The sequence below is a fragment of the Rhizobium altiplani genome, assembly GCF_001542405.1.
GTDB lineage: Bacteria > Pseudomonadota > Alphaproteobacteria > Rhizobiales > Rhizobiaceae > Rhizobium > Rhizobium altiplani.
Map to the genome: position 1 here is coordinate 195,282 of NZ_LNCD01000106.1, position 25,199 is coordinate 220,480.

Annotated in this window: 23 protein-coding genes; 13 read left to right on the plus strand and 10 right to left on the minus strand. The window is 59.9% G+C overall.

Features of this window, described 5'->3' with window-relative positions; all coding sequences use genetic code 11:
* Positions 1–185: 185 nt before the first annotated feature.
* Positions 186–1,064, plus strand: a complete 879-nt coding sequence (locus AS026_RS26125) for a hypothetical protein (RefSeq protein WP_018857179.1) — start codon at positions 186–188, stop codon at positions 1,062–1,064.
* On the opposite strand, the gene AS026_RS26130 is transcribed toward AS026_RS26125, so the two are convergent.
* Complete coding sequence (locus tag AS026_RS26130) at positions 1,065–1,517, minus strand: GatB/YqeY domain-containing protein (RefSeq protein ID WP_062372887.1); 453 nt, start codon at positions 1,515–1,517, stop codon at positions 1,065–1,067.
* A 273-nt stretch (positions 1,518–1,790) separates the two neighbouring features.
* On the opposite strand from AS026_RS26130, the gene carA reads away from it, so the two are divergent.
* The gene (carA, locus tag AS026_RS26135; protein WP_025659294.1) at positions 1,791–2,996 is read left to right on the plus strand and encodes a glutamine-hydrolyzing carbamoyl-phosphate synthase small subunit; all 1,206 of its coding nucleotides are present in this window, start codon (positions 1,791–1,793) and stop codon (positions 2,994–2,996) included.
* Positions 2,997–3,150: 154 nt separating this feature from the next.
* Positions 3,151–3,444 (plus strand): hypothetical protein, encoded by a 294-nt coding sequence (locus AS026_RS26140; protein WP_018857182.1) that lies wholly within the window; start codon positions 3,151–3,153, stop codon positions 3,442–3,444.
* A gap of 55 nt (positions 3,445–3,499) precedes the next feature.
* Here AS026_RS26140 and AS026_RS26145 read toward each other — a convergent pair whose 3' ends face one another.
* Positions 3,500–4,033, minus strand: coding sequence for a dihydrofolate reductase family protein (locus AS026_RS26145; protein ID WP_025662828.1), 534 nt, complete (start codon positions 4,031–4,033; stop codon positions 3,500–3,502).
* Positions 4,034–4,285: 252 nt separating this feature from the next.
* Between AS026_RS26145 and AS026_RS26150 the strand changes: the two genes are divergently transcribed.
* Entirely contained in the window at positions 4,286–4,606 is a 321-nt protein-coding gene (locus tag AS026_RS26150) for an antibiotic biosynthesis monooxygenase family protein (protein WP_018857184.1), read from the plus strand.
* 13 nt (positions 4,607–4,619) lie between these two features.
* Here the strand turns inward: AS026_RS26150 and AS026_RS26155 are convergent, their stop codons facing one another.
* The 3 genes from AS026_RS26155 to AS026_RS26165 form a co-directional block, all read right to left on the minus strand.
* A complete protein-coding gene (locus AS026_RS26155; protein ID WP_062372771.1) occupies positions 4,620–6,023 on the minus strand; it encodes an MATE family efflux transporter in 1,404 nt (467 codons plus the stop codon).
* A gap of 142 nt (positions 6,024–6,165) precedes the next feature.
* Positions 6,166–7,413 (minus strand): TCR/Tet family MFS transporter, encoded by a 1,248-nt coding sequence (locus AS026_RS26160; RefSeq protein WP_062372774.1) that lies wholly within the window; start codon positions 7,411–7,413, stop codon positions 6,166–6,168.
* A gap of 156 nt (positions 7,414–7,569) precedes the next feature.
* Positions 7,570–8,475 (minus strand): LysR family transcriptional regulator, encoded by a 906-nt coding sequence (locus tag AS026_RS26165; protein WP_062372777.1) that lies wholly within the window; start codon positions 8,473–8,475, stop codon positions 7,570–7,572.
* 110 nt (positions 8,476–8,585) lie between these two features.
* Here AS026_RS26165 and AS026_RS26170 point away from each other — a divergent pair, with 110 nt between their 5' ends.
* Positions 8,586–9,581, plus strand: a complete 996-nt coding sequence (locus AS026_RS26170; protein ID WP_062372890.1) for an aldo/keto reductase — start codon at positions 8,586–8,588, stop codon at positions 9,579–9,581.
* A gap of 40 nt (positions 9,582–9,621) precedes the next feature.
* Here the strand turns inward: AS026_RS26170 and ypfJ are convergent, their stop codons facing one another.
* Positions 9,622–10,539, minus strand: coding sequence for a KPN_02809 family neutral zinc metallopeptidase (gene ypfJ, locus AS026_RS26175; RefSeq protein ID WP_062372780.1), 918 nt, complete (start codon positions 10,537–10,539; stop codon positions 9,622–9,624).
* A 158-nt stretch (positions 10,540–10,697) separates the two neighbouring features.
* Between ypfJ and AS026_RS26180 the strand changes: the two genes are divergently transcribed.
* Together AS026_RS26180 and carB are read left to right on the plus strand one after the other, a co-directional pair.
* Positions 10,698–11,726: a zinc-dependent alcohol dehydrogenase family protein gene (locus tag AS026_RS26180; RefSeq protein ID WP_062372783.1), complete on the plus strand. Its 1,029-nt coding sequence runs from the start codon at positions 10,698–10,700 to the stop codon at positions 11,724–11,726.
* A 171-nt stretch (positions 11,727–11,897) separates the two neighbouring features.
* On the plus strand, positions 11,898–15,383 hold the full coding sequence (carB, locus tag AS026_RS26185; RefSeq protein ID WP_062372787.1) for a carbamoyl-phosphate synthase large subunit: 3,486 nt from the start codon (positions 11,898–11,900) through the stop codon (positions 15,381–15,383).
* Positions 15,384–15,440: 57 nt separating this feature from the next.
* Here carB and AS026_RS26190 read toward each other — a convergent pair whose 3' ends face one another.
* Positions 15,441–16,472 (minus strand): alpha/beta fold hydrolase, encoded by a 1,032-nt coding sequence (locus tag AS026_RS26190; protein WP_062372790.1) that lies wholly within the window; start codon positions 16,470–16,472, stop codon positions 15,441–15,443.
* 479 nt (positions 16,473–16,951) lie between these two features.
* Between AS026_RS26190 and greA the strand changes: the two genes are divergently transcribed.
* The gene (gene greA, locus AS026_RS26195) at positions 16,952–17,428 is read left to right on the plus strand and encodes a transcription elongation factor GreA (protein WP_018857193.1); all 477 of its coding nucleotides are present in this window, start codon (positions 16,952–16,954) and stop codon (positions 17,426–17,428) included.
* A 31-nt stretch (positions 17,429–17,459) separates the two neighbouring features.
* Positions 17,460–18,509: a glycosyltransferase family 4 protein gene (locus tag AS026_RS26200; RefSeq protein WP_025661739.1), complete on the plus strand. Its 1,050-nt coding sequence runs from the start codon at positions 17,460–17,462 to the stop codon at positions 18,507–18,509.
* A 9-nt stretch (positions 18,510–18,518) separates the two neighbouring features.
* Here the strand turns inward: AS026_RS26200 and AS026_RS26205 are convergent, their stop codons facing one another.
* The 3 genes from AS026_RS26205 to AS026_RS26215 form a co-directional block, all read right to left on the minus strand.
* Positions 18,519–19,544, minus strand: a complete 1,026-nt coding sequence (locus tag AS026_RS26205) for a glycosyltransferase (protein ID WP_025661738.1) — start codon at positions 19,542–19,544, stop codon at positions 18,519–18,521.
* Between the two features lie 17 nt (positions 19,545–19,561).
* Positions 19,562–20,371, minus strand: coding sequence for a glycosyltransferase family 2 protein (locus AS026_RS26210; RefSeq protein ID WP_062372801.1), 810 nt, complete (start codon positions 20,369–20,371; stop codon positions 19,562–19,564).
* Positions 20,372–20,473: 102 nt separating this feature from the next.
* On the minus strand, positions 20,474–20,941 hold the full coding sequence (locus tag AS026_RS26215; RefSeq protein WP_007534169.1) for an Lrp/AsnC family transcriptional regulator: 468 nt from the start codon (positions 20,939–20,941) through the stop codon (positions 20,474–20,476).
* A gap of 234 nt (positions 20,942–21,175) precedes the next feature.
* Here AS026_RS26215 and trxB point away from each other — a divergent pair, with 234 nt between their 5' ends.
* From trxB to AS026_RS26240, 4 genes are all read left to right on the plus strand, one after another.
* Complete coding sequence (gene trxB / locus AS026_RS26220) at positions 21,176–22,150, plus strand: thioredoxin-disulfide reductase (RefSeq protein WP_025661736.1); 975 nt, start codon at positions 21,176–21,178, stop codon at positions 22,148–22,150.
* Positions 22,151–22,173: 23 nt separating this feature from the next.
* A complete protein-coding gene (locus tag AS026_RS26225) occupies positions 22,174–23,070 on the plus strand; it encodes a LysR family transcriptional regulator VtlR (RefSeq protein ID WP_018857199.1) in 897 nt (298 codons plus the stop codon).
* Positions 23,071–23,611: 541 nt separating this feature from the next.
* On the plus strand, positions 23,612–23,905 hold the full coding sequence (locus AS026_RS26235) for an ArsR/SmtB family transcription factor (RefSeq protein ID WP_018857200.1): 294 nt from the start codon (positions 23,612–23,614) through the stop codon (positions 23,903–23,905).
* A gap of 97 nt (positions 23,906–24,002) precedes the next feature.
* The gene (locus AS026_RS26240; RefSeq protein ID WP_062372807.1) at positions 24,003–25,127 is read left to right on the plus strand and encodes an alkene reductase; all 1,125 of its coding nucleotides are present in this window, start codon (positions 24,003–24,005) and stop codon (positions 25,125–25,127) included.
* Positions 25,128–25,199 lie beyond the last annotated feature (72 nt).

Here is a 25,199-nt window from a genome sequence, read left to right on the forward strand (position 1 = left end):
TTGGATCTCGGTCCTGCGTCGCCACCGGAAGCAAAGAGCAAGAAGGCAGGAGCACCCCCAGCTCCTGCCTTCTATAATTTCACCTAAAGTTTTATCTTCGATGTCTTCATGTCCGCTGCGGGCAGTGGATGGCATTGACAGTTCTCCTTCGATGCCCAATGAAAGTATCCTACCGGGATCATCGAATGCCACATAGAGTTGAGGATTTTTTAGAAAGCGACGCCTTTTTCGTGGCCGTGCTGAACTGCGCCCGCGAAATGCTGACGATCTACCGCGAGAGCCCGCGCATCGCATCGATCTTTGCCGCGCAGCAACGCTGGTTGATGGCCCATGCCGGCTTTGCACTCCACTTCGGCTATCCCGGCGAACCGAAGCTCGGCCTTTATTCGCGCCGTTTCATCGCCTTTGCCGTTGCGAACAAGATTGCGAGCCGCAATACCGCCGCAGCCTTTATCCAGGAAATGCTAGCCTACCGGTTCCTTAGTCCGGTCTTGAGTACCAGCGACAAGCGCACGCGCCTGTTGGAGCCGACGGAAACCGCTCACGAACACTTTTACAGGTGGCTCGCCACCCACCTTTTTATTCTCGACAGTCTTGACGGCGGCAATCGGCTGGACCGGATGAATGCCGACCCCTCGGCCTTCTCGAGGATGCAGCCGCTGATCTCCAAGGGGATTATCGATAGCGATGCCGTGCGCGACCCAGGCGCTACATACAATCTGTTCAACTGGGCAAACTCCGGCGGCCTGATCATGGACTACCTTATGATCAGTATCGACAACTTCGATCGCAACTCGGAACGGGCCCACATCGGCCCCGTGTCGCTCAAGGAAATCCGTGACCAGTTCATGATCTCCAACACGCATTTGAAGCGCCTGCTGACGACGGCATCCGAAATGGGAAGCGTGGGTTGGACACAACCGCCCTATAAGGGCGACACCTGGATTTCGCGCGCGTTTATCATGGAGTATTGGGGTTATCAGGCCGCGAAATTCGCCATTGTCGATGCTGCCGCAGAAGCGGTTCTGGGGCTCGCCGCCAGAAAGACGGCGAGCCTGCGCTGATTAGTTCAGCTGTTCCTTGACGGCGCCGGAGGCCTTGGAGAAATCCATCTGGCCGGCATAGCGCTCCTTCAGGACGGCCATCACCTTGCCCATGTCCTTCGGGCCGGCGGCGCCGATTTCCGCGATGATCGCGGCGATGTTGCTGCGAACCTCCGCATCCGAAAGCTGTTTCGGCAGGAAATCATGGAGCACCGCAATTTCGGCACGCTCTTTAGCGGCCAGTTCGGGGCGCGCGTTTTCTTCGTAGATCTTCGCCGATTCGTCGCGCTGCTTCACCATCTTGGCGAGGATCTGCAGGACTTCGTCGTCGCTCGCTTCTTCCTTGCCGGCGCCACGATTGGCAATATCCCGGTCCTTGATGGCGGCCTGAATCAGGCGAACGGTCGAGAGCCGCTCGGCATTCTTGGACTTCATGGCATCCTTGAGGGCGGCGGCGAGTTGATCGCGCAACATCATAATCACTCCTGTTTGAATGCCGCTTCATAAACCACGCGAATGCATGGGATCAAATAAATTGCGGAAAATGACGGCAGAAAGCGCGAGAAAACCCGCAGAATGTGCGCTACAAAGATTGACCTCGCGCAACAGCATGGCTATTTACCGCCACCTGCACCAAAATTCGTGATCAGGCCTGAGAGCGCGCGCCTTGCCGCGCGCATATGCTTGCGAACCAAATGGCCGGCCAACGTTGCCCAAGGACGTGTGGCTGCCGGAAACGGGATGAAGATGACCGCGACAGCACCCTGGACAACCGAAAAGCCGACTGCCCTGCTCGTTCTTGCAGACGGAACCGTCATCGAAGGCAAGGGCATCGGCGCGACCGGCAAGGTCCAGGCTGAGGTGGTCTTCAACACGGCGCTGACTGGCTACGAAGAGATTTTGACGGACCCCTCCTATCTCGGCCAGATTGTCACCTTTACCTTCCCGCATATCGGCAACATCGGCACCAACGACGAAGACATCGAGGACCTGACGCCAGCAGCACGCCACGGCGCCGTCGGCGTCATCTTCAAGGCCGATATCACCGATCCGTCCAACTACCGCGCCGTCAAGCACCTCGATGCCTGGCTGAAGGCTCGCGGCATCATCGGCCTCTGCGGTGTCGACACACGCGCGCTGACGGCTTGGATCCGCGAAAACGGCTCGCCGAACGCCGTTATCGCCCATGACCCCAACGGTGTGTTCGACGTTGAGACGCTGAAGGCGGAAGCCAAGGCGTGGAGCGGCCTCGAAGGCCTCGACCTCGCCAAGATCGCTTCGTCAGGCCAAACGTCGCAGTGGGCGCAGACCCCGTGGATCTGGAACGAAGGTTACGGCGAGCTTACCCCGGAAAATGCGACGTATCACGTCGTCTGCCTCGACTACGGCGTCAAGCGCAACATCCTGCGCCTCTTTGCCGGCCTCGACTGCAAGGTCACCGTCATGCCGGCAACGACGAGTGCCGAGGATGTGCTTGCCATGCAGCCCGACGGCATCTTCCTGTCGAACGGCCCGGGCGACCCGGCCGCAACAGGCGAATACGCCGTTCCTGTTATCCAGAAGCTGATCAAGACCGACATCCCGGTCTTCGGCATCTGCCTCGGTCACCAGATGCTCGGCCTCGCGCTCGGCGCCAAGACCGAAAAGATGCACCAGGGCCATCATGGCGCCAACCACCCCGTCAAGGATCACACCACAGGCAAGGTCGAGATCGTCTCGATGAACCACGGCTTCGCGGTCGACACGAAGTCTCTGCCCCATGGCGTTGAAGAGACTCACGTTTCCCTCTTCGACGGCACCAACTGCGGCCTGCGTGTCGCTGGTAAGCCGATCTTCTCGGTGCAGCATCACCCGGAAGCCTCCCCCGGCCCGCAGGACAGCCACTACCTCTTCCGTCGCTTCATCAATCTGGTGCGCGCGAAGAAGGGCGAGGAAGCTCTCGCCGAGCGCTGAGACGGATCCCTTCACGCAATTCGAAAGCCCGCTTCCCAGCGGGCTTTTCTCGTTTTTAGCTATTGCGCGCATCCGCGGCTGCCGCCACGCGATATCCGTTTGAATAGCGTCGAGAGTGCTGATTTACTGAGTTTCGGTCAGGAGGCCGCCAGCCATGAGATGCTTGGTTCTAGTCGTTGCGTGCTTGCTCCCGACGGTATCCTTTGCCGCCGGGCCTGTGAAGGTCGATGCGAAAGACTACAGCTGCGCACAGCTCGCGCAGATTATCCGCCAATCCAAGAAGGTCTATGTCCGCCTCGGCTTCGGAGGCCGCAACTTTCGCTATCCGCCAGCTCAATGCGGCCCAGGCGACAAGCTGAGCACCGCCAGCTTGCGTGACCGTACGGGCAAGCAGTGCCTCCTGGACTACGCCTGCATCAACGATCCAATGTCGATGTATAATTACTAGGTCGCAGATTATAAGCGCGCGGCCACCGCCGGACTGAGGCGGGTCGGTCGCGCGACTATGCCAGAACGTATGTCAACCTGATCACGTCCCCGCCAATTCGATCGCTCGCCACGAGGCGCAGCGGCGGCCGCGGGCCGGCGAAGAACGGCTTGCCGCGACCAAGCACGACGGGATGGAGATACATTCGATACTCATCGACCAGACCGAGGTCACCAAGACTTCGCGCCAGTTCAGGTCCGGAAACTTCAATCACTCCGTCCAGCTGAGCCTTCAACCCGCGGATGGTCGCTTCGATGTCGTCCGCGACAAGCGTGGCGTTCGGGCCGACTGATTGCAGCGAGCGCGACACGACCCATTTCGGTTGGCGCCGCCACGCCGCTGCGTAGTCGCGCTCCGCCTCGTCCCATTCGGCATGGTCTTCGTCCCAATACCGCATCGCCTCGTACATGCGGCGACCGTATACGCTTCCGGCAAGGCCGCGCACGTCGTCGATGAAATGACGAAAGAGCACGGGATCGGGCGGCCCAAATTCCATATGGTCGACATAACCATCCAGGGACTGGTTCAAAGCGAACACGAGCTTGGACATGCTGCAGGACCTCCTCCCAAGTTCCTCACAACGGTCCGACCGATGCTACGCAGAAATGAATTTGCTTACAATCTGACGTCGCTTGGTTGGTGCGACCAAATTAGAGCTCCCTTCCAACCTCTACGCACAAGGCAGACCGGCCCTAACCACCCACGGGTCACCTACAGTGGCCATTTGTGTCGACCTATTGACCTCAACTTAACTTGAGGAATTACACCCGTGCTTGTGACATCCAAAGCAAAGGAGACAGGGATGAACGGAGCGTTTTACCGGATCGACAAGTTTGCTGTTCCGGAGGCTGCGCGGGAGGAATTCCTCATGAACGTGCTGAAGACGCACGAGGTCTTGCAGGCGCAGGAGGGCTTCATCAGCCATCAGGTGCTGGAGCAGGTTTCAGGGCCTGGCGAGTTCAACTTCGTGACGATCGCGCAATGGGAAAGTGCCGAGGTGATCGACCGGGTCAAAGCGGTGGTGCAGGCAGCCCATCGCGCCAGAAACTTCGATCCGCAGGCGCTGTTCGAACGCCTAGGCATTCGCGCCGACATTGCCAACTACAAGCCGATCGCGGCTTGATCCGAATGGCCGGCTAGACGCCGGCCATGTTCTTTTCGCGGCGGACAAGCAGGTAGAAGCGTCCGCAAAGCATCACGGCTGCCGCCGCCAGCCCGACCAAGAAGCCGAACCAGATGCCGATTCCACCGAAGCCAAGCGGGAACGCAAAGGCCCAGGCGAGGAAGAAGCCAATCGGCCAATAGGCGATCAGCGCCAGGATCATCGGTACCCGCGCATCCTTCAAGCCGCGCAGCAGGCCATTGGCGATTGCCTGCAAGCCATCGACCAACTGGAAGAGCCCTGCCACAACGATCAGCGGCCCAGCATAGGCAAGCACCTGAGGTGCCTCCGGCAGGGTCGTATCAAGGAACCAGCTTCCCAGGAACTCGGGAACGGCAGCAAACAGAATGCTGCCGGCCGCCGCGATCAGGCAGGCGATGACGACGACAGCGATCGAAGCCCGAACGACTGCGGTGTAGTCGCCCTGCCCGTGCGCGACGCCGACCCGAACGGTGGCCGCCTGCGACAGGCCAAGCGGGATCATGAAGGCAATCGACGCCCATTGCAGCGCGATGCCGTGAGCGGCGAGCTCGATCGTTCCGATTTGCCCCATCAGCAGCGAGGCAACGGTAAAGAGGCTCACTTCGGCGAGGATCGTCACGCTGATCGGCAGGCCGAGACGCACGACTTCCCAGAAGGCCTTCCAGTCGGGACGCCAGAACCGGACGAATATCTCGTAGCGCCGCGTCTCCGCCCTGCTCTGCACATAGCCAATGATAAACAGGAAGCCGGCGGCCTGCACGACGACCGAAACGATCGCCGCTCCCTCTAGGCCCATTGCCGGGAAGCCGAAATGGCCGAGCACCAGCGCATATGCGAAGAAGGCGTTCAGCACCAGCATCGCGATCGTCACGTTGAGAATGACCGCCGCGCGGCCGATCGCGCTGACCAGCGCACGCATGACATTGTAAAGCAGCCCCGGCAGCACGCCGAATTGACCGATCAATATGTAGCCATGCGCGAGTGCAGCCACTTCGGGCTTCTGTCCAGCGGCAAGCAGGATCCGCTCGGAATTGAAGAACGCTGGCAGCATGATCACCCAATAGGCCAGCACGACCCAAAGGCCCATGCGCAGCGACCGGCGCACGCTGACGACGTCGCCCTTCCCGTAGGCCTGCGCAACCATAGGTATGACCGCGATGGCGAAACCCGAGCCGAAAACGAGGATCGTGAACAGGAACTGCGCCGATAGCACCATGGCAGCGAGGTTTTCAGCACCGAGACGGCCGACAATCATCACGTCGGTCGTGTTGATGCCGAGCTGGGCCAGCTGCGCGCCAATCAACGGGACTCCGAGCGCCAGCGTGGCGCGGAAATGCGCAGCCCAATGGTTATCGTTTTTCGGCGCTAGCTTGCGCGCGTCGATCGGCGTGTCCATGACACCAGTCCTGTGATTGAATCGCTGACGGCCGCAAGTTGCGGCAAAACATCAAGAGGAATTAGATCAAAGCTCCGCAAAGAGCCATTCAAAACTAGGCAAATGATGAAAAATTCATCATCGCATCACGAATTCTGATGGCTCACTCGGCCGGCTGCTCGACGGCATCTGCGACCTTGACCGTGCGTACCTTCGTCAAGAACACAATGGCCGCGATCAGGATGATGATGGCCGACAGCAGGTATGGCGCCCCGGCGAAACGCACCGGCGCCTCGGGTCCAGTGAAGTAGCCGAACAGCTGCGTAAAGATCAGCGGCCCGACGATCGTGGTGATGCTGCTGAGGCTGGTGAGCGCCCCTTGCAATTCTCCTTGAGCAGAGGGGGGCACCTTGGCGACTGCTATGCTTCGCAGCGGCGGATCGGCGACATTTTCCATCACCGTCAGCACGATGATCGTGTAGACCATCCAGCCCTCCCAGGCGAAGGCGTAACCCGTCAGTCCGACGACGGAAAAACACAAGCCCAGCACTGCCGTCTTCCACTCGCCGAGTACCGGCACGATCTTCGGCAGAATGACGCCCATGACAAAGGCTGCGCCGATGCCGTAGATGCCGAGAGACAGGCCGATCTGGCCCTCGCTCCAGCCATAACGGAAAGTCGATACGAAGGCCCAGACCGCCGGATAGACGGCATGCGCCAGCCAGAAAAGGAACATGACCGCACAGATTGACCCAATACCGGGGTAGTTTCGCATCTGCTTCAGCGCGCCAAGAGGATTGGCACGCTTCCACTCAAACGTCCGGCGATTCTTTGCCTCCAATGTCTCGGGAAGCATGAAATGGGCGGCAACGAAATTGAGGAACGAGAGCGCCGCTGCCCCAAAAAACGGTACCCGGGGGCCGAACTCGCCGAGGAAGCCGCCGATGACAGGGCCGATCGTGAAACCGACGCCAAACGCAATGCCGATCAGGCCGAAATTCTTGGCCCGATTGTCATCATTGCTGATGTCGGCGATGTAGGCGGAACAGGTCGCAAAGCTGCCGCCGCTGAAGCCAGCCAGCGCACGACCGATAAAAAGCATCCAGAAGCTCGTCGCCACTGCGCAGATGAAGTTGTCGATCGCAAAGGTCAGCACCGACAGAAGCAGAATGGGGCGCCGCCCGAAGCGGTCGCTGAGATTGCCCAGGAACGGCGCAAACAGGAACTGCATGACCGCATAGACGACAAGCAGCCAGCCACCATCGAGAGCTGCATCGCTCACGGACCCACCGGTCAATTGCTCAAGATAAGCGGGCAGCACAGGCATGATGATCGCGATCCCGATCACGTCGAGAAACAGGATCATGAAGACAAGGAACAAGCCGCGACGAACGAATTTCGGATCAAGCATGAGGCATCTCTACAGCAGGCTATTTCTGAAAAGACGATCTCGTCGCCGGCATTTGTTACATAGCTCACGTATATTAGCGAAACAATCCGTGAACATTTCAAATCTTTTGATAGGCTCACGAGTTAAGTTGATCGAGAACCGGAACAAACGGGGATTCTACCCCTCTTTCCGCGGTTCGCCTTTGACGAAGTCGACGAACGCCCGAAGCGCAGGCGGCATGTGTTTGCGGCTCGCATAGTAGAGAAACGGACCTGAGAATTCCGTCACCCAATCATCGAGGATCGGCACCAATTCTCCCCTCTCGATGGCGGGCATCAGAACCTCCTCGAAGGTCCTGATGATGCCGAGCCCGGTGACCGCAGCCGAGACTTGCATTTCGATCGTGTTGGCGATGATCGGCCCCTTCGGCGTAATCACTAGAGTCTCGTCTGCCCGCTCGAACTCCCAGGGCAACGCAGCTCCGCTGAGGAAACGATGCCTGATACACTCATGCTCGAGCAGGTCGCGCGGGTGACCAGGGATACCGCGGCGCTCGAGGTAGTCAGGCGCGGCCGCCGTGACATATCTTTGACGGCGCGGCCCGATCGGCACTGCGATCATGTCGCGATCAAGCCGCTCGTCATAGCGGATGCCGGCGTCATACCCGGCTGCGAGCACATCGACGAACGTATCCTCTCCGACGATCTCGAGCGAGATCCGCGGGTAACGCTTCAGAAAACGGCTGGCGAGATCAGGCAGGAAAAGCCGCGTGGCGATGATCGGCACATTGAGGCGGAGGGTTCCGCTCGGGCTATCACGGAAAACGTCGAGTTGCTGGAGCGCCAAGGAGATTTCGCTAAGCGCAGGTGTCAGGCGTTGGAGCAGCCGCTCCCCAGCCTCCGTCGGCGTGACGCTGCGGGTCGTCCGGTTGAGCAGGCGAACACCGACATGCTCCTCCAGCCGCCGCAGCGAGTCGCTCAGTGAAGAAGCGGAGACACCGCGCTTGCGGGCAGCGGCGCGAAAGCTGCGCTCCCTTGCAATGGCCGTGAAGGCATCCAGATCATTGAGAGGAAGGTCTTCCATTGTGCATTTCCCCGTACAGCTCGTTCGCATTCATATGGATTATCGCACGAGGCCGGGGCGCGATAAAACTATTCCCGGCGATCAACATCGGCGTGACGAAGGAGAACGAAATGGAAAAGCATCGTTTGGGAGAAACCGGCCCAATGGTATCGGCCATCGGCCTCGGCTGCATGGGCATGTCCGGCATGTACGGGCCATCCGACCGCAGCGAGAGCATTGCCACGATTCATGCTGCTCTCGACGTCGGCATCAACCTGCTCGACACCGGCGACTTCTACGGCATGGGCCACAACGAGATGCTGATCGGCGAAGCGTTGAAGGGCCGCAAGCGGGACGACGTCGTCATCAGCGTCAAGTTCGGCGCCCTGCGCGATCCAGCCGGCAACTGGAGCGGCTACGACTCCCGGCCCGCCGCGATCAAGAACTTCCTCGCCTACACGCTGAAGCGTCTCGACGTCGACTACATCGACATCTACCGCCCCGCCCGCCTGGATCCCAACGTTCCCATCGAGGAAACGGTGGGCACGATCGGTGACATGATCAAGGCAGGGTACGTCAGGCATGTCGGCCTTTCGGAAGTCGGCGCAGATACCATACGCCGCGCAGCCAGCGCCCATCCGATTTGCGATCTGCAGATCGAGTATTCACTGATCTCGCGCGGCATCGAGAACCAGATCCTGCCAACCTGCCGTGAGCTCGGGATTTCAATCACCGCCTACGGTGTTCTCTCCCGCGGCCTGATCAGCGGACATTGGCATAAGGGACAGGCAACCGGCTCCGGTGATTTCCGCGGCATGAGCCCGCGCTTCCAGGACAGCAACATCGATCAGAACCTCGCGCTCGTCGAGGAACTGCGAAAGATCGCGGACGAGAAGCGGGTATCTGTCGCTCAGATCGCCATCGCCTGGGTGGCGGCCCGCGGGCAGGACATCGTGCCCCTCGTCGGCGCGCGCCGACGTGACCAGCTTACCGAAGCGCTCGGTTCGCGCTCTGTGCAATTGTCCACCGAGGATATGGCGGCCATCGAACGCGCCGTGCCGAAGGACGCCGCGGCGGGTGCACGCTACCCTGACGCACAGATCAGACATATGGACAGTGAAAAGTGATGCTGGCCAGCCTCTCCACATAAGGAGAGGCTGCCTCAAATCACACGGGGCCTGAGAAGGTATCGCAGGCCGACAACTGCCCGCTGTCGAAGCCGCGCTTGAACCAACGCGCCCGCTGCTCCGAAGTGCCGTGGTTGAAACTCTCGGGCACGACGTAGCCCTGGCTGCGCTTCTGCAGCCTGTCGTCGCCAATCTGCTGGGCTGCGTTCAGCGCCTCCTCCAGATCACCGGCTTCGAGAATGCCCTTCTGATCGGTAAATTTGCCCCAGATGCCGGCGAAGCAGTCGGCCTGCAGTTCAACGCGGACGGACATCTTGTTGGCCTCCGCCTCGCTCATCCGCTGACGCGCCTCGTTGAATTTCGGCAGGATGCCGAGCAAGTTCTGAACATGATGGCCGACTTCATGCGCAACGACGTAGGCTTCGGCGAAATCGCCGGAGGCGCCGAACTGGCGGCTGAGCTGGTTGAAGAAGGCAGTGTCGAGATAGACCTTGTGGTCGCTCGGGCAGTAGAAAGGACCGGTCGCCGCCGAGGCAAAGCCGCAGGCAGACTGCGTCTGTCCGGAAAAGAGAACGAGGCGAGGCTCTTCGTACTGACGACCAAGGGACTTGAAGATCCCGTTCCACGTGTCCTCGGTCTCGGCAAGAACGGTACGAACGAATGCGGTCATTTCATCGTTGGCAGGTGTCTGACTTCCCGATTCGCTTTGCTCATAGCCGGGGCCGTTGGTCGTCATGCCGCCATCCATAACCTGCAGCAGGTCTATGCCCATGGCCTTGAGGATAAAATAGATGACAACAAGAAAGATGATGGTGCCGATGCTCAGGCCGCCGCCGCGCCGGCCCATGCCGCCGCCGGTAGGAAAGCCGAAGCCTCCACTTCTGCCCAATCCGCCCATGGAAGGATCGCCACGACGATCCTCGATGTTGTCGGACTGACGCCGGCCTTTCCACTCCATGACGGTTCCCCTGGGCTAAACCTTCGATCGGTAGGTATATATCTCGATGATCGGGAAATTCCAGTTAACCTGAGAGAACCCGTACACCACTGTGGACCAGCTTGACGAGACATCGACATTCGGGCCTCCTTGCGAGACGAAGTCTGAGGAGGAGAGACATGAAGGCACTTCGGCTCGAAGCGACGGGCAAGCTGGCTCTGCGCGAGGTAGAGCGTCCCGACCCGGGTGTTGGCGAGTTGCTGGTTCGTGTGGAGGCTTGTGGCATTTGCGGCACCGACCGGCATCTGTTCCTCGGAGAGTTTCCTTCCAAGCCGCCCGTTACGCTCGGCCATGAGTTCTGCGGCATCATCGAAAGAGTGGGCGATGGCGTGAGCGGCTTTCGCGAAGGCATGCGCGTCACCGGCGATCCGAATATCGCATGCGGTCAGTGTCCAGAATGCCAGCGCGGCCGCGTCAATCTCTGCCATAACCTGCAGGCGACCGGCATCCATCGCGACGGTGGCTTTGCGGAATATGTCTGCATCCCGCAGCAGAAGGCTTTCGAGCTGCCCTTGGCACTGCCGCCTCTGCATGGCGCCTTCTGCGAACCTCTCGCCTGCTGCATCCACGGTGTCGACCTTGCGGAAATCCGAACGGGCTCGTCGGTTGTCGTCCTTGGCGGCGGCGTGATCGGCTTGCTGGTCGTCCAGTTGGCCCGCCTGGCGGGAGCGACAAAGGTTGTTCTCGTTACCCGCAGCGAAGAGAAGCGGAGGGTCGCCGAAAGGCTGGGAGCGACCGCGAATGCGGATCCCTCGGTCGGCGATATCGTGTCCCGCTTGACCGCGCACGACGGTTTGTTGCCGGGAGGCGCCGATGTCGTCATCGAATGCGCGGGCGTCGCGGAAACGATCGAACAGGCACCTGGGCTTGCGCGGCGCGGCGGCACGGTCGTGATCCTCGGAGTCATGCCGCAGGGTGTGAAGGTCGCAATCGAGCCGTTCGATCTCCTCTTCCGAGAGATCAAGCTGGTAAGCTCATTTATCAACCCGTTCACTCACCGGCGGGCGGCCGAACTGATCGCGTCGGGAACGATCCAAGTCGAGCCACTGATCTCCCGCCGGATCGGTTTCAAGGAGGGCGTGGAAGCGATCTCTAATCCCGCCCGGAAAGGCGAGATCCGGGCACTTGTCGTACCGGGCATCGACTAGGCTCTCACAAGAGCTGCCAATTCCTGTCGATTCCGCAAATTATGGGGTTCCGTTTACAAATACATTTGCCTATAAGCCGCTTCTAGCCTGAAAAGACCATCATATGCGCGACCCGGCCGGTGCCTCCCACCCTGGCCGGCTTTCTGCGCAGCTAGGAAACGGAAAACGCCCATGCCGAAGCGCCAAGATATCAAATCGATCCTCATCATCGGCGCAGGACCGATCGTCATTGGCCAGGCTTGCGAATTCGACTACTCCGGCACCCAGGCCTGCAAGGCGCTGAAGGAGGAAGGCTACCGCGTCATCCTCGTCAACTCCAACCCGGCGACGATCATGACCGACCCGGGCCTCGCCGACGCCACCTACGTCGAGCCGATCACCCCCGAAGTCGTCGCCAAGATCATCGCCAAGGAGCGCCCCGACGCGCTGCTGCCGACCATGGGCGGCCAGACCGCGCTCAACACCGCGCTTTCCCTGAAGAGAATGGGCGTCCTGGACCGTTACAATGTCGAAATGATCGGCGCCAAGCCCGCCGCTATCGACAAGGCCGAAGACCGCGCCCTGTTCCGCGAGGCGATGGAAAAGATCGGCCTCGAAACCCCGCGCTCGATGCTCGCCAACGCCACCGACATCAAGGATGCCGACCGCAAGACGCATGAAGCCGAGCGCAACAAGCTGAAGGAAAGCCTCTCCGGCGCCGAACTCGACAAGGCGCTCGACGAACTGGAAAACCAGTGGAACCTCGGCGAGACCGACCGCAAGCAGCGCTACATCAGCCACGCCATGGCGATTGCCGCCCAGGCGATCGACGTCGTCGGCCTGCCCGCCATCATCCGCCCCTCCTTCACCATGGGCGGCACCGGCGGTGGCATTGCCTACAACCGCTCGGAGTTCTTCGAAATCATCGGGGGTGGCCTCGATGCCTCCCCAACGACCGAAGTTCTGATCGAGGAATCGGTTCTCGGCTGGAAGGAATACGAAATGGAAGTCGTCCGCGACAAGGCGGACAACTGCATCATCATCTGCTCGATCGAAAACATCGACCCGATGGGCGTCCACACGGGCGACTCGATCACCGTCGCGCCAGCTTTGACGCTGACCGACAAGGAATACCAGATGATGCGCAACGCCTCGATCGCGGTCCTGCGCGAGATTGGCGTGGAAACCGGCGGCTCGAACGTCCAGTTCGCCGTCAACCCGAAGGACGGCCGCCTCGTCGTCATCGAAATGAATCCGCGCGTCTCGCGTTCGTCGGCGCTTGCCTCGAAGGCCACCGGCTTCCCGATCGCCAAGGTCGCCGCCAAGCTCGCCATCGGCTACACGCTCGACGAGCTCGACAACGACATCACCGGCGGCGCGACGCCCGCCTCCTTCGAACCGTCGATCGACTACGTCGTCACCAAGATCCCGCGTTTCGCCTTCGAGAAGTTCCCGGGCGCCTCGCCGGTTCTCACCACCGCCATGAAGTCGGTCGGTGAAGTCATGGCGATCGGCCGCACCTTCGCCGAATCGTTGCAGAAGGCGCTGCGCGGCCTCGAAACCGGCCTGACCGGCCTCGATGAAATCGAAATCCCCGGTGTTGAAGAAGGTGAATCCAGCCAGAACGCCATCCGCGCCGCGATCGGCACGCCGACGCCGGATCGCCTGCGCATGGTGGCCCAGGCGCTTCGCCAGGGCATGAGCCCCGAAGAGGTTCACGAGGGCTGCAAGATCGACCCTTGGTTCATCGCCCAGTTCAAGGCGATCGTCGATACGGAAGCCCGCATCCGCGAGCATGGCCTGCCGACAGACGCCACGAACCTGCGCACGCTGAAGGCAATGGGCTTCTCCGACGCCCGCCTCGCCACGCTGACGGGCAAGCGCCCGAAGGAAGTCGCCGAGCTGCGCAACAGCCTGAACGTCCGCCCGGTCTTCAAGCGCATCGATACCTGCGCTGCCGAGTTCGCCTCGCCGACCGCCTACATGTACTCGACCTACGAAACGCCTTTTGTCGGTGAACTGCGCTCTGAAGCCGAAGTCTCGGCCGCCAAGAAGGTCGTCATCCTCGGCGGCGGTCCGAACCGCATCGGCCAGGGCATCGAGTTTGACTACTGCTGCTGCCATGCCGCCTTCGCGCTGCGTGACGCCGGCTACGAAGCTATCATGATCAACTGCAACCCGGAAACGGTCTCGACCGACTACGACACGTCGGATCGCCTCTATTTCGAGCCCCTCACGGCTGAAGACGTGATCGAGATCCTCCGCACGGAGCAGGAAAAGGGCGAAGTCGTCGGCGTCATCGTCCAGTTCGGCGGCCAGACCCCGCTGAAGCTTGCCGAAGCGCTTGAGAAGAACGGCATCCCGATCCTCGGCACTGCGCCCGACATGATCGACCTTGCCGAAGACCGCGACCGCTTCCAGAAGCTCCTGATCAAGCTCGACCTGACCCAGCCGAACAACGGCATCGCCTACTCGGTCGAGCAGGCTCGCCTGGTCGCCACCGAGATCGGCTTCCCGCTGGTCGTGCGCCCGTCCTACGTTCTCGGCGGCCGCGCCATGCAGATCCTGCATTCGGAAGGCCAGCTGCAGACCTACCTGCTCGACACCGTGCCGGAACTGGTGCCCGAAGACATCAAGCAGCGCTACCCGAACGACAAGACCGGCCAGATCAACACCCTGCTCGGTAAGAACCCGCTGCTGTTTGACAGCTATCTCTCGAACGCCATCGAAGTCGACGTCGACTGCCTCTCCGACGGCAACGACGCCTTCATCGCCGGCATCATGGAACACATCGAGGAAGCTGGCATCCATTCGGGCGATAGCGCCTGCTCACTGCCGCCGCGCACCCTTTCGAACGAGATGATCGACGAACTCGAGCGTCAGGCAAAGTCGATGGCCAAGGCGCTGAACGTCGTTGGTCTGATGAACGTACAGTTCGCCATCAAGGACGGCACCGTCTACGTGCTGGAAGTGAACCCGCGCGCCTCACGTACCGTTCCCTTCGTCGCCAAGACCATCGGCGCCCCAATCGCCAAGATCGCCGCCCGCGCCATGGCCGGCGAGAAGCTCGACGCGCTGTTCTCGACCTACGGCCAGAAGCCGGATCCGCGCAACCTCAAGCATATCGCCGTCAAGGAAGCCGTCTTCCCGTTTGCCCGCTTCCCCGGCGTCGACACGCTGCTCGGCCCGGAAATGCGCTCGACCGGCGAAGTCATCGGCCTCGACACCGATTTCGCGCTGGCCTTTGCGAAGTCGCAGCTCGGCGCCGGCGTTGAACTGCCGCGTGACGGAACGGTCTTCGTATCGGTCCGCGACGAGGACAAGCCGCGCGTTCTGCCGGCCATCCGCGTTCTCGTCGGCGAAGGCTTCAAGGTTCTGGCAACCGGGGGCACGCAGCGCTTCCTGGCTGAGAACGGCATCGCGGCTACGAAGATCAACAAGGTCCTGGAAGGTCGCCCACACATCGAAGATGCGATCCGCAACCGCCAGGTCCAGCTCGTGATCAATACGACGGACGGCAACAAGGCGATCTCCGACTCCAAGTCGCTGCGCCGCGCAACGCTGATGCAGAAGGTCCCCTACTACACCACGATGGCCGGCGCCGAGGCGGCCGCCCAGGCGATCAAGGCGCTGCGGGCTGGCAACCTCGAAGTTCGTCCGCTGCAAAGCTACTTCTAATAAAGAATTGGACCGGCGCGCCATCCGCGCCGGTCCGCTCTCGAGGCGTCGGAGCCGTTAGATTCGCGCCCTTGCATCCTGCGCGTCCGCCTTGACGTTCCAGGCATCCTGAAAGGCCGGTCGCCGCCGATCCTGCAAAATCAGCTTTCCGCCTTCTTCACGCCGCGTCGGAATGGCGTGACGATCGATAGCGCCTTCCAGAGTCATCGCAAGGTCGCGGGCGAAAACCCGATTGCCGATATGCCATGAGTGGGTCCATGAACCAATCTGGGGCTGCGAAGCTGGATCGACCGTATTGAAATACTCCCCGCAATTGACGTCGACCGCTTTAGCGTTGACCAACGCCGGCAGCCCAACGCGACCGACGCGCGGCGCAACGCCGAGCCTCTTCGCGTTGGATACGGCAAGGACGGAATCGAAAGGATTGGAGTAGTTGGTGAGCCGCATGATCCGGCGGAACATCGGCTGATTCCAGTCGCTCGCAAGCGACAGGCTATCCGTGGACACATCGCCGCCGATGAACGACACCTGGCCGACGCGCCAGTCCGCCTTGAAGAGATCGCCCTGCTTGTCCGACTGCGCAAAGGCATCCATGATCACATAGCAGCCTGTAGAATGACCAAGCAGGTGCACATTGGTTTCGCAGCCGGCCTGCTGGCTCTGCTTCAGAAGTCGAATACCCTTCGTCACGAGTTCGCGTGCAACAGCCGCCGCATCCGAGCGATCCTCGAGATAGTTGAGCGTCTGGTTGTCGCTCGGCCAGTCGAAGGCAACGATCTCACCACGCCAACCCTCTGCTCGCATGTCCGCACGCAACTGCCTGATGCGCTTTAGAACGGTCGGAATGTCATTGTTGTAGCCATGCACAAAAATAAGCACATCGCCCCGCGGACCGATCGAATTCGGATTCTCGTCGCCATCCGCGAGCCCCTGCACCTCGGCGACCCAATCCTTCGCACTCGATACTGCCTGGCGCGCATCGTAGCTGTCGAGCACATCAGGCACCTTCAGGAACTTGATCGGCCCGGGTTCCGCGATCAATGCATCACCCGTTCGCTTTCTGGCACTGATGATGTAGTTGTCGCCCATCTTCCCCTCCTGCGCCAACAAGCCCTACGCCCAAGACGATCGTATCAGCTTACAGATTCAACCCAAAGACGCCAATGCAGCGCCGATGCGGGCAATATCTCGGCCGGCGTTCTTCCTGACGGCGATAGAGCCAACAACGACGCCTCAGCCCATTGGAGCCTGTACCAACGGTCGAATCACGCTTTGCGATCCCGAGGGAACGGCGAAATATGCATCATTTTTTGCGCCATCGAGAGAATTGCCAGTCAGTCCTTCAGAGGCGTTCTCAGCGAACCGTCTACCTCAAAGTCAATATTGCTCAGGTTTGCGGTCGTAACGGAGCGCCTCCGGGTAGCGATACGAATTTTATGGAAATCAGCGGTGGCGATCTGCTATAACCACAACAGTTAGGATTGTTACACGGTTCCGAAGTTCCCCTTCGGGACCTGTTTTCTTTTGTGTCTGCGGCTAAGCGGACACGGGGAGTGAAGGACAGAAAAATGGTTGATAAGGTACCGATGACGCAGGGTGGTTTCGTCAAGCTGCAGGAAGAACTGCGCTGGCGTCAGCAGGAGGAGCGCCCCCGCATCATCGAGGCAATCGCCGAGGCCCGTGCCCATGGTGACCTCTCGGAAAACGCCGAATACCATGCGGCCAAGGAAGCGCAGAGCCACAACGAAGGCCGCATCAGCGAGCTTGAAGACCTGACCGCACGCGCGGAGGTCATCGACCTGTCGAAGATGTCCGGTGACAAGATCAAGTTCGGCGCGAAGGTGAAGCTCGTCGACGAAGACACTGAAGAAGAAAAGACCTATCAGATCGTCGGCGATCAGGAAGCCGATGTTAAGGCCGGCCGGATCTCCATCTCGTCGCCGATCGCTCGCGCGCTGATCGGCAAGGAAGTCGGCGACTCGATCGAAGTCAACGCACCCGGCGGCTCCAAGGCCTACGAAGTCCTTTCCATTTCCTGGGGCTGATTGATCCGTGGAAAGTCGCGGCCAACCGGCTATCGTCAATGTCAGTGACGTCGAGATTATTGCGCCGAACTTCAAAAAACGGCTCTCCGGCGTCACCTCCACCATCATTCAGCTGATCCCGGTCCAGCGCGTACTCGGCGAGAAGATTGCGACCCTCGGACCGGGCCTTCCAGCATCTCTGCCGCACATTCGCTTTCGCGACCTGCCGAAGCTTTGGCGCGCGCCGCGCAGTCAGCCCTTCCGCATATGGCACGCCCGCCGCAACATCGAGATGCTGCCGGCCATTCTCATGCGCGATGTCCTGCGCATGCCCCTGAAGATTGTCTTCACGTCGGCCTCTCAGCGCCGCCACACCGGCTGGACGAAATGGCTTATCTCTAGAATGGACGCCGTGATCGCGACGAGCGGCAAGACGGCAAACTATCTAGAAGTGCCGAACACCGTTGTTCTGCACGGAATAGACACGGCCCGCTTCTCTCCGGCGGAAGACAAGGCAACAGCCAAACAGCTGCTTGGTCTTGACGCCACGAAGAGGATCGCCGGCTGTTTCGGTCGCGTTCGTCACCAGAAGGGCACGGATCTTTTTGTCGACAGCATGATCCGCCTGCTGCCGACCCGACCGGACTGGATCGCCGTTATTGCCGGACGCGCAACATCCCAGCACGTCGAGTTCGAGAAGGAGCTGAAGGCGCGCGCTGCAGCCGCGGGCCTGGCCGATCGCATTCTATTCGTCGGCGAGCACACCAATATCAATGACTGGTATCGGACGCTCGACCTCTTCATTGCTCCACAACGCTGGGAAGGCTTTGGTCTGACACCGCTCGAAGCGATGGCAACGGCGGTACCCGTGGTCGCTACCGACGTCGGTGCGTTTCCTGAACTGCTGGTAACGGGCGCCAACGAAACCGGCCTCATCGTCCCGCGCGACGATCTCGGTACAATGGTTCAAGCGTCCAGTCTCTTCATGGATGACGAAAGCCGCCGACAGCAGGCATCGGCCCGCTCCCGAACTCATGCGATGAATACCTTCAGTATCGAAGGCGAAGCACGGAAGCTTGGCGCCATTTATCGGTCGCTTTAAGCGACGACATCAAGGCTTGCGCTTGAAAAGCTCGAGATAGGCGTTGGCAACTGCGTCTTCGGAGAACTGCTTCATCAGCGTCTCCCGCCCCCCCGCAGCAACCTTCGCGGCCAGTACCGGATCGTTGATCAGCCGTTCGATGGCGTGCGAGAAACCATCGGCATCGCCGATGTCAACCAGTAGCCCATTGTCACAGTCACGCATGAACCACGAGGGTCCCTCGGAGCGGCTGGAGACAACAGGCTTGCCCTGCGCCCAGGCCTCTAGAATGACATTGCCAAGCGGCTCGTGCTTTGACGGCATCACGAAAATATCGGCAGCGGCGACGAACGGCCGCGTATCCTTCTGCCAACCGAGAAAACGTACGCGGTCCGTAACGCCAAGGTCGGCTGCGACCTTCTTGACGTTCTCCAATTCTTCGCCTTCGCCCGCAAGCCACAAATAGACATCAGGCAGCTTCGCCACCGCCGCCGTCAGCAAGGCAAATTCCTTGCGTGGTACGAAACGGCCCATCGACATCACGACGGGCGCATCAACCGGCGTGTTCAGCGACGCGCGATCGACGGGCGCCACTTGTTCAGTATTCGTGAAGTTCGAGATCACCTCGACGCCGCGTGTCCAGCCCAGCTTATTACGCACATGCTCGCCGATACCAGGCGTATTGCAAACGAGAATGTCGGAGTTTTTAAAGTAGCTGAGGTTTGTCGGGTAATCCCCAAGACGGGAGAGCTTGATACATCCCTTATAGTTCGGCATCAGTCGGCTGCCACGGGTCGCCCAAGAAAACAGCGCATCGGGCTTCTCCATACGCGCCATGTGTTTGACCCGCAAAGGCAATAGGATCCTGTCGGGTGAGAGATTTCGAAACTTGCTTTCGATGATGCGCGACGACTGCTCGATGTCCTTCCGCCATAGCCGGTTCGGACGGATGACCGCGGTTTGCTCGACGCCCCGGCGTGCCAGGGCGTTGACCAGATGAACAAAGAAACGCTCAGCACCGCCATCCTTGCCGAAATGATAATGCATCACTTTCATGATTGAACCTTTGGACCTTAGTGCCTTCCCGCATCATCAAAATTCGGATACCGCTCGGCTGCCTTACGCTGATACAGCTTCGCCTGCGTCAGAAAGGCGTACACAGCACCTGTCATAGCTTCTATGAAGCCCGACGGCCCGCAACGCCATAGACCGTTATGAAAATAAAGGCGCCAGAAATAGAGCACCGGGCTGAAAATCAGTCTGAGGAAGGTCGTCCCCTCGCCTAAGGCGAAGTGCTGATCGGCCTTCAGGGTCGAATACTTGTTTTCCTTGAGGATCTGATCATCGATGATCAGTGGCCGGTAATGAAGAAGGCTGCCGGACTTTGCGTCCTCGACACGCCCCGTCGGCACTATGCCTTCATGAACAGCTTGCGTGAGATCATATGCGCCCCTGCCCTTGCGGATCAGCCGCAGGTTCCTGCGCTCGTGCACGTGCACAGGGGTGTAGCCGTAACCGACCAGATAGGGGCGACGCGCCAGCCGCCACCCGACAATAGCCTCGGAAGCGGCAATGAGCTCCGGCAAAAGCTTCCGCAGGGGTGCATCGAGCCGTTCATCGGAATCGATATTCAAGCGCCAAGGCTGCGTACACTGATCGAGTGCGAATTGCTTCTGCCCTGCGTAACCGCGCCAATTCTCGTGAAACACCCGGATCGGCCAGCCATTCTCGATATAGGACTCCAGCAGAGCAATCGTCCCGTCCGTCGAACCGGAGTCAACGACCACAATCTCCGCGCACTTATCCAGGCTCTCGATGCAATTGCCGAGATACGCTTCTTCGTTCAAGCAAATAATGAACGCGGAAATGGGCAATTTGGTCATTGGAATGATCTTCGTGTCTTTGTCCGCGGCACAGCTAGCAAAGCGCCTTCACTACGGCATAAGCCGTTTCATTCATAGAGCATTGCTGCTTCTCTTGGCCGCTCAGACTTCGACCAGGCCCACCCGCTTGACCTGTCGGATCGTCAGCATCGTCCGCACGGTATCCACATGCTCATTCGCCGTCAGTACCTCGATAACGAAATCCTGGAAGCGCGTCAGGTTCTCTGCAACACAGTGCAGAAGGAAATCGCTATCCCCGGAAACCATCCAGGCCTGCCGTACGAGAGGCCACTGCGCGGTGGCGGCGGCAAAAGCCTTGAGGTTGGCTTCCGACTGATGCTTGAGGCCGACCATGCAGAAGGCGACAAGGTCGAAGCCGAGCTTCGGGCTGTTCAACATCGCGTGATAGCCTTCGATGACGCCAGTCTCTTCGAGCTTCCGCACGCGACGCAGGCACGGGGGCGCCGAAATCCCGACGCGGTCGGCGAGCTCGACATTGGTCATACGTCCGTCTGCCTGCAGCTCACGCAGTATCTTTATATCGATGGCATCGAGTTCGGCGCGAAGCACAATCCTGCCCTTCCTTTAATTCCTGATCGCCAGCTTCTATATAAAGCGACGGAATTCGCAAGAAAGTTTCAACACGGCGATGGATTGTTGCACAGCGCGCCGAGAAAGCCTTGTTGGTAACGCAGGGCTACCCTTGAATAAAAGCACTGGACGTTCATAAATGGCGAATGGATCGCGAAACGGCCTCATTCGCCTCTTAGCCGCCGCTCTCCCGACAGTCGAAAGGAAATACCCATGTCCGCCCGCCACACCAAGGTGCTCATTATCGGCTCCGGCCCTGCCGGCTACACGGCTGCCGTCTATGCAGCCCGTGCAATGCTGAAGCCAGTGCTGATCGCCGGCATGGAGCAAGGCGGACAGCTGATGATCACCACGGATGTGGAGAATTATCCGGGCTTTGCCGATCCCATCCAGGGACCTTGGCTGATGGATCAGATGCTGCAGCAGGCAAAGCATGTCGGCGCCGAAATCGTCAACGACATCGTCACCGAAGTCGAGATGAACCAGCGCCCGTTCGTGGCCCGCACCGACAGCGGCCAAGTCTGGACCGCCGATACCCTGATCATCGCGACCGGCGCCAAGGCAAAGTGGCTGGGCATCGAGAGCGAGCAGCATTTCCAGGGCTTCGGCGTCTCGGCCTGCGCGACCTGCGACGGTTTCTTCTACCGAAACAAGGACGTCATCGTCGTCGGCGGCGGCAACAGTGCCGTGGAGGAAGCGCTATACCTCTCCAACATCGCGAAGTCGGTGACGGTCGTTCACCGCCGCGACAGCTTCCGTTCGGAGAAAATCCTCCAGGAACGGCTGTTCTCGAAGGAGAACATCAAGGTCCTCTGGAACACCGAGGTAGCTGAAATCACCGGCACGCCGGCCAAGCCGCCCATGCCGCCGTCCGTTACGGGCGCTCGCCTGCGCGACACGCGCACGGGTGCGATCACCGAGGTTGCGGTCGACGGCGTCTTTGTTGCTATTGGCCACGCCCCGGCAACCGAGCTCTTCAAGGGCAAGCTGAAGCTGAAGGATAATGGCTATCTCTGGACCGCACCGGATTCGACGGCGACCAGCCTCGAAGGCGTTTATGCCGCCGGTGACGTGACCGACGACACGTTCCGCCAGGCGATCACCGCCGCCGGCTTGGGATGCATGGCAGCTCTCGAAGCCGAACGATATCTGACGGGCCATATGCCCGTCGCCGTGGCCGCAGAGTAGGACCGGCTATGAGGGGTGGGGGAATGCCATTGGATTGGGACAAGCTGCGTATCTTTCACGCAGCTGCCGAAGCGGGTTCGTTCACGCATGCGGCGGATAAACTGCATCTGTCCCAGTCCGCGATCAGCCGTCAGGTCAGCGCACTCGAGCAGGATGTCGGCACAAAGCTCTTTCACCGCCATGCGCGCGGTCTGATTCTGACGGAACAGGGCGAACTGCTTTATCGCACCGCCCACGACGTGCTCCTGAAGCTCGAAACCGTGAAGATGCAGCTAACCGAGACGACGGAAACGCCGACCGGAAAGCTGCGCGTAACGACGACGGTCGGCCTTGGCCAGGGTTGGCTGACCGACAAGATCCAGGAGTTCATGCAGCTCTACCCGGATGTCCAGATCCAGTTGATCCTCGACAACGAGGAAGTGGATGTGAACATGCGCTACGCGGATTGCGCCATCCGCCTGCGCCAGCCGGTGCAATCCGACTTGATCCAGCGCAAGCTGTTCACCGTTCACATGCACGTCTATGCGGCCCCCTCCTACATCAACCGCCATGGCGAGCCGCAGACGGTCGAGGACCTCGACAACCATCGCATCATTACCTTTGGCGAGCCCGCGCCGAGCTACCTGCTCGATGTCAACTGGCTTGAGGTCGCCGGACGCTCGTCCGACAACAAGCGCATCCCGCATCTGCAGATCAACAGCCAGACCTCGATCAAGCGCGCGTGCCTGCTCGGCATGGGCGTTGCCTGTATGCCCGACTACATCGTCGGACGAGATCCTGGCCTCATCCAGCTGCCGATTAACGCTGACGTTCCGTCGTTTGATACGTACTTCTGCTATCCTGACGAAATGAAAAATGCCGCCAAGCTGAAGGCTTTCCGCGACTTCATCGTCAGCAAGGCACGCAACTGGAACTTCTAGTTGCTCACCCTAGAAATACAAGCTGTGCAATATGCGCATGTCTGGCATGCATAAACTGGGGTTGCCGTTTGCTCATTAAAGCACCATATCGCACATAGCTGATGCACACGGTGGCTTTTCCTCCCAGTTCCACCGCATTAGCTGTTCCCCTCTGGAGGTTTTGACCTTCACACCTATAAGGGCCCCGATCTTTCGGCGGCCCTCTTTTTTTGCCCGATTTTTTTGCATTGCAGCAGAAAATTGTGCAGCGCATAGCAGGCATGCGCAAACATGCATTGCAATCTGCCTCTTGAAGCAGCATATCCCACTCAGCTGATGCATTTCGTGGCTTCTCTCCCAGTGCCACCGCGTTAGCTGTTCCCCTCTGGAGGTTTATTGACCTTCACACCTTTAAAGGGCCCCGATTTTTCGGCGGCCCTCTTTTTTTGCCCAGAATTTAGCCAGATCCGAAAGAGCAGCAAATCACGCCGTCGTGTCTTGCATATCGACTGTTGCCGATCCATATATCGTCTACGGACGATTTATAATTCGAAGAACGACGATGGAAAAAGACGAGATCCTGAAGGCGATCGCCCATCCGACCCGGATGGAAATTCTGAACTGGCTGAAGAAACCTGAGGAGCATTTCTCCACACAGGAACATCCGTTTGAGATGGGCGTCTGCGCCAGCCAGTTTGAGCGCTGCGGCCTGTCTCAGTCGACCGTATCAGCGCATCTCGCGACCCTGAACAGAGCAGGGCTTGTGACGACGAGACGCGTTGGCCAGTGGATCTTCTACAAGCGCAATGAGGAGACCATCGCGGCTTTCCTCAAGCAACTTTCGAAGGATCTGTAGCGTATGCGGCTGCGGCCCTAATTGGGCTCGCATCGTAACCTCCTCCCCCATCTTCGGCCTCGGCCGAGTGATCCTCCCGCACCAAGAAAGGACTCTCATGAGCAAGCTTTTCGAACCGACAAAGGTTGGCGACATTGCCATCAAGAACCATATCGTGATGGCGCCGCTGACGCGCAACCGCTCGCCGGGTGCCGTTCCGAACGACCTGAACGTCGAATACTACCGCCAGCGTGCGACGGCCGGCCTCATCATCACCGAGGCAACGGCCATCACACATCAGGGTCAGGGTTACGCGGACGTTCCCGGGCTTTACAAGAAGGAAGCGCTCGACGGCTGGAAGCGAGTGACTGATGCCGTCCACGCAGCAGGAGGCAAGATCGTCGTGCAGATGTGGCATGTCGGCCGTATCTCGCATACGACGCTGCAGCCGAACGGCGGAAAGCCCGTCTCTTCGACGAACCGCATCGCCAAGGCCAAGACGTACCTCGTCAATGACGATGGCACTGGCGCCTTTACCGATACCTCCGAGCCGCGCGCCCTTCAAACCTCGGAAATCCCGGGCATCATCGAGGATTACCGCAAAGCCGCGCGCGCCGCGATCGACGCTGGCTTTGACGGTGTGGAAATTCACGGTGCAAATGGCTACCTGCTCGACCAGTTCCTGCGCGACGGCGTCAACGACCGCACCGATCAGTATGGTGGCTCGATCGAAAACCGCGCCCGCTTCACTTTCGAAGTGGTAGACGCCGTGACCAAGGAAATCGGCGCAGGCCGTACAGCCATTCGCATTTCGCCTGTCACGCCTTCGGGCGAGAGCTACGACTCCAACCCGCAAGCGCTCTTCACCCATGTCATCGAAGGCCTGGCGAAATATGATCTTGCCTATATTCACGTCATCGAAGGCCAGACCGGCGGCGACCGCGACTTCAAGCAGGGCACCAACGCCGCCTTCGACTATAAGGCTCTGCGCCAGGCCTATGAAAAGGCTGGCGGCAAGGCGAAGTGGATGGTCAACAACGGCTACGACCGGGACCTGGCGATTGATGCCGTCGAGAGCGGCCGCGCCGATCTCGTCGCTTTCGGAAAGCCATTCATCGCCAATCCGGATCTCGTGGGACGTCTGGAAAAGAACCTGCCACTGAATACGCCCGTGCAGGCCACCTTCTACGGCGGCGGACCAAAGGGTTACATCGACTATCCCGTGATCGAAAAGGCCGCCTGAACCATCAAGTGCCAACGGAATCCCGCCATTCGGCGGGATTTTCTTCTTCTAGCGCCTAGCTAACATGGCGGC

Coding starts and splice junctions, on each gene's coding strand:
- AS026_RS26165 (WP_062372777.1), bottom strand. CDS start 8,475: ATGGAAGACCTTCCTCTCAATGATCTGGATGCCTTCACGGCCATTGCA.
- carA (WP_025659294.1), top strand. CDS start 1,791: ATGACCGCGACAGCACCCTGGACAACCGAAAAGCCGACTGCCCTGCTC.
- AS026_RS26160 (WP_062372774.1), bottom strand. CDS start 7,413: ATGCTTGATCCGAAATTCGTTCGTCGCGGCTTGTTCCTTGTCTTCATG.
- AS026_RS26155 (WP_062372771.1), bottom strand. CDS start 6,023: ATGGACACGCCGATCGACGCGCGCAAGCTAGCGCCGAAAAACGATAAC.
- trxB (WP_025661736.1), top strand. CDS start 21,176: ATGTCCGCCCGCCACACCAAGGTGCTCATTATCGGCTCCGGCCCTGCC.
- ypfJ (WP_062372780.1), bottom strand. CDS start 10,539: ATGGAGTGGAAAGGCCGGCGTCAGTCCGACAACATCGAGGATCGTCGT.
- AS026_RS26225 (WP_018857199.1), top strand. CDS start 22,174: ATGCCATTGGATTGGGACAAGCTGCGTATCTTTCACGCAGCTGCCGAA.
- AS026_RS26125 (WP_018857179.1), top strand. CDS start 186: ATGCCACATAGAGTTGAGGATTTTTTAGAAAGCGACGCCTTTTTCGTG.
- AS026_RS26190 (WP_062372790.1), bottom strand. CDS start 16,472: ATGGGCGACAACTACATCATCAGTGCCAGAAAGCGAACGGGTGATGCA.
- AS026_RS26170 (WP_062372890.1), top strand. CDS start 8,586: ATGGAAAAGCATCGTTTGGGAGAAACCGGCCCAATGGTATCGGCCATC.
- AS026_RS26205 (WP_025661738.1), bottom strand. CDS start 19,544: ATGAAAGTGATGCATTATCATTTCGGCAAGGATGGCGGTGCTGAGCGT.
- AS026_RS26145 (WP_025662828.1), bottom strand. CDS start 4,033: ATGTCCAAGCTCGTGTTCGCTTTGAACCAGTCCCTGGATGGTTATGTC.
- AS026_RS26235 (WP_018857200.1), top strand. CDS start 23,612: ATGGAAAAAGACGAGATCCTGAAGGCGATCGCCCATCCGACCCGGATG.
- AS026_RS26150 (WP_018857184.1), top strand. CDS start 4,286: ATGAACGGAGCGTTTTACCGGATCGACAAGTTTGCTGTTCCGGAGGCT.
- AS026_RS26180 (WP_062372783.1), top strand. CDS start 10,698: ATGAAGGCACTTCGGCTCGAAGCGACGGGCAAGCTGGCTCTGCGCGAG.
- AS026_RS26210 (WP_062372801.1), bottom strand. CDS start 20,371: ATGACCAAATTGCCCATTTCCGCGTTCATTATTTGCTTGAACGAAGAA.
- greA (WP_018857193.1), top strand. CDS start 16,952: ATGGTTGATAAGGTACCGATGACGCAGGGTGGTTTCGTCAAGCTGCAG.
- AS026_RS26140 (WP_018857182.1), top strand. CDS start 3,151: ATGAGATGCTTGGTTCTAGTCGTTGCGTGCTTGCTCCCGACGGTATCC.
- AS026_RS26240 (WP_062372807.1), top strand. CDS start 24,003: ATGAGCAAGCTTTTCGAACCGACAAAGGTTGGCGACATTGCCATCAAG.
- carB (WP_062372787.1), top strand. CDS start 11,898: ATGCCGAAGCGCCAAGATATCAAATCGATCCTCATCATCGGCGCAGGA.
- AS026_RS26130 (WP_062372887.1), bottom strand. CDS start 1,517: ATGTTGCGCGATCAACTCGCCGCCGCCCTCAAGGATGCCATGAAGTCC.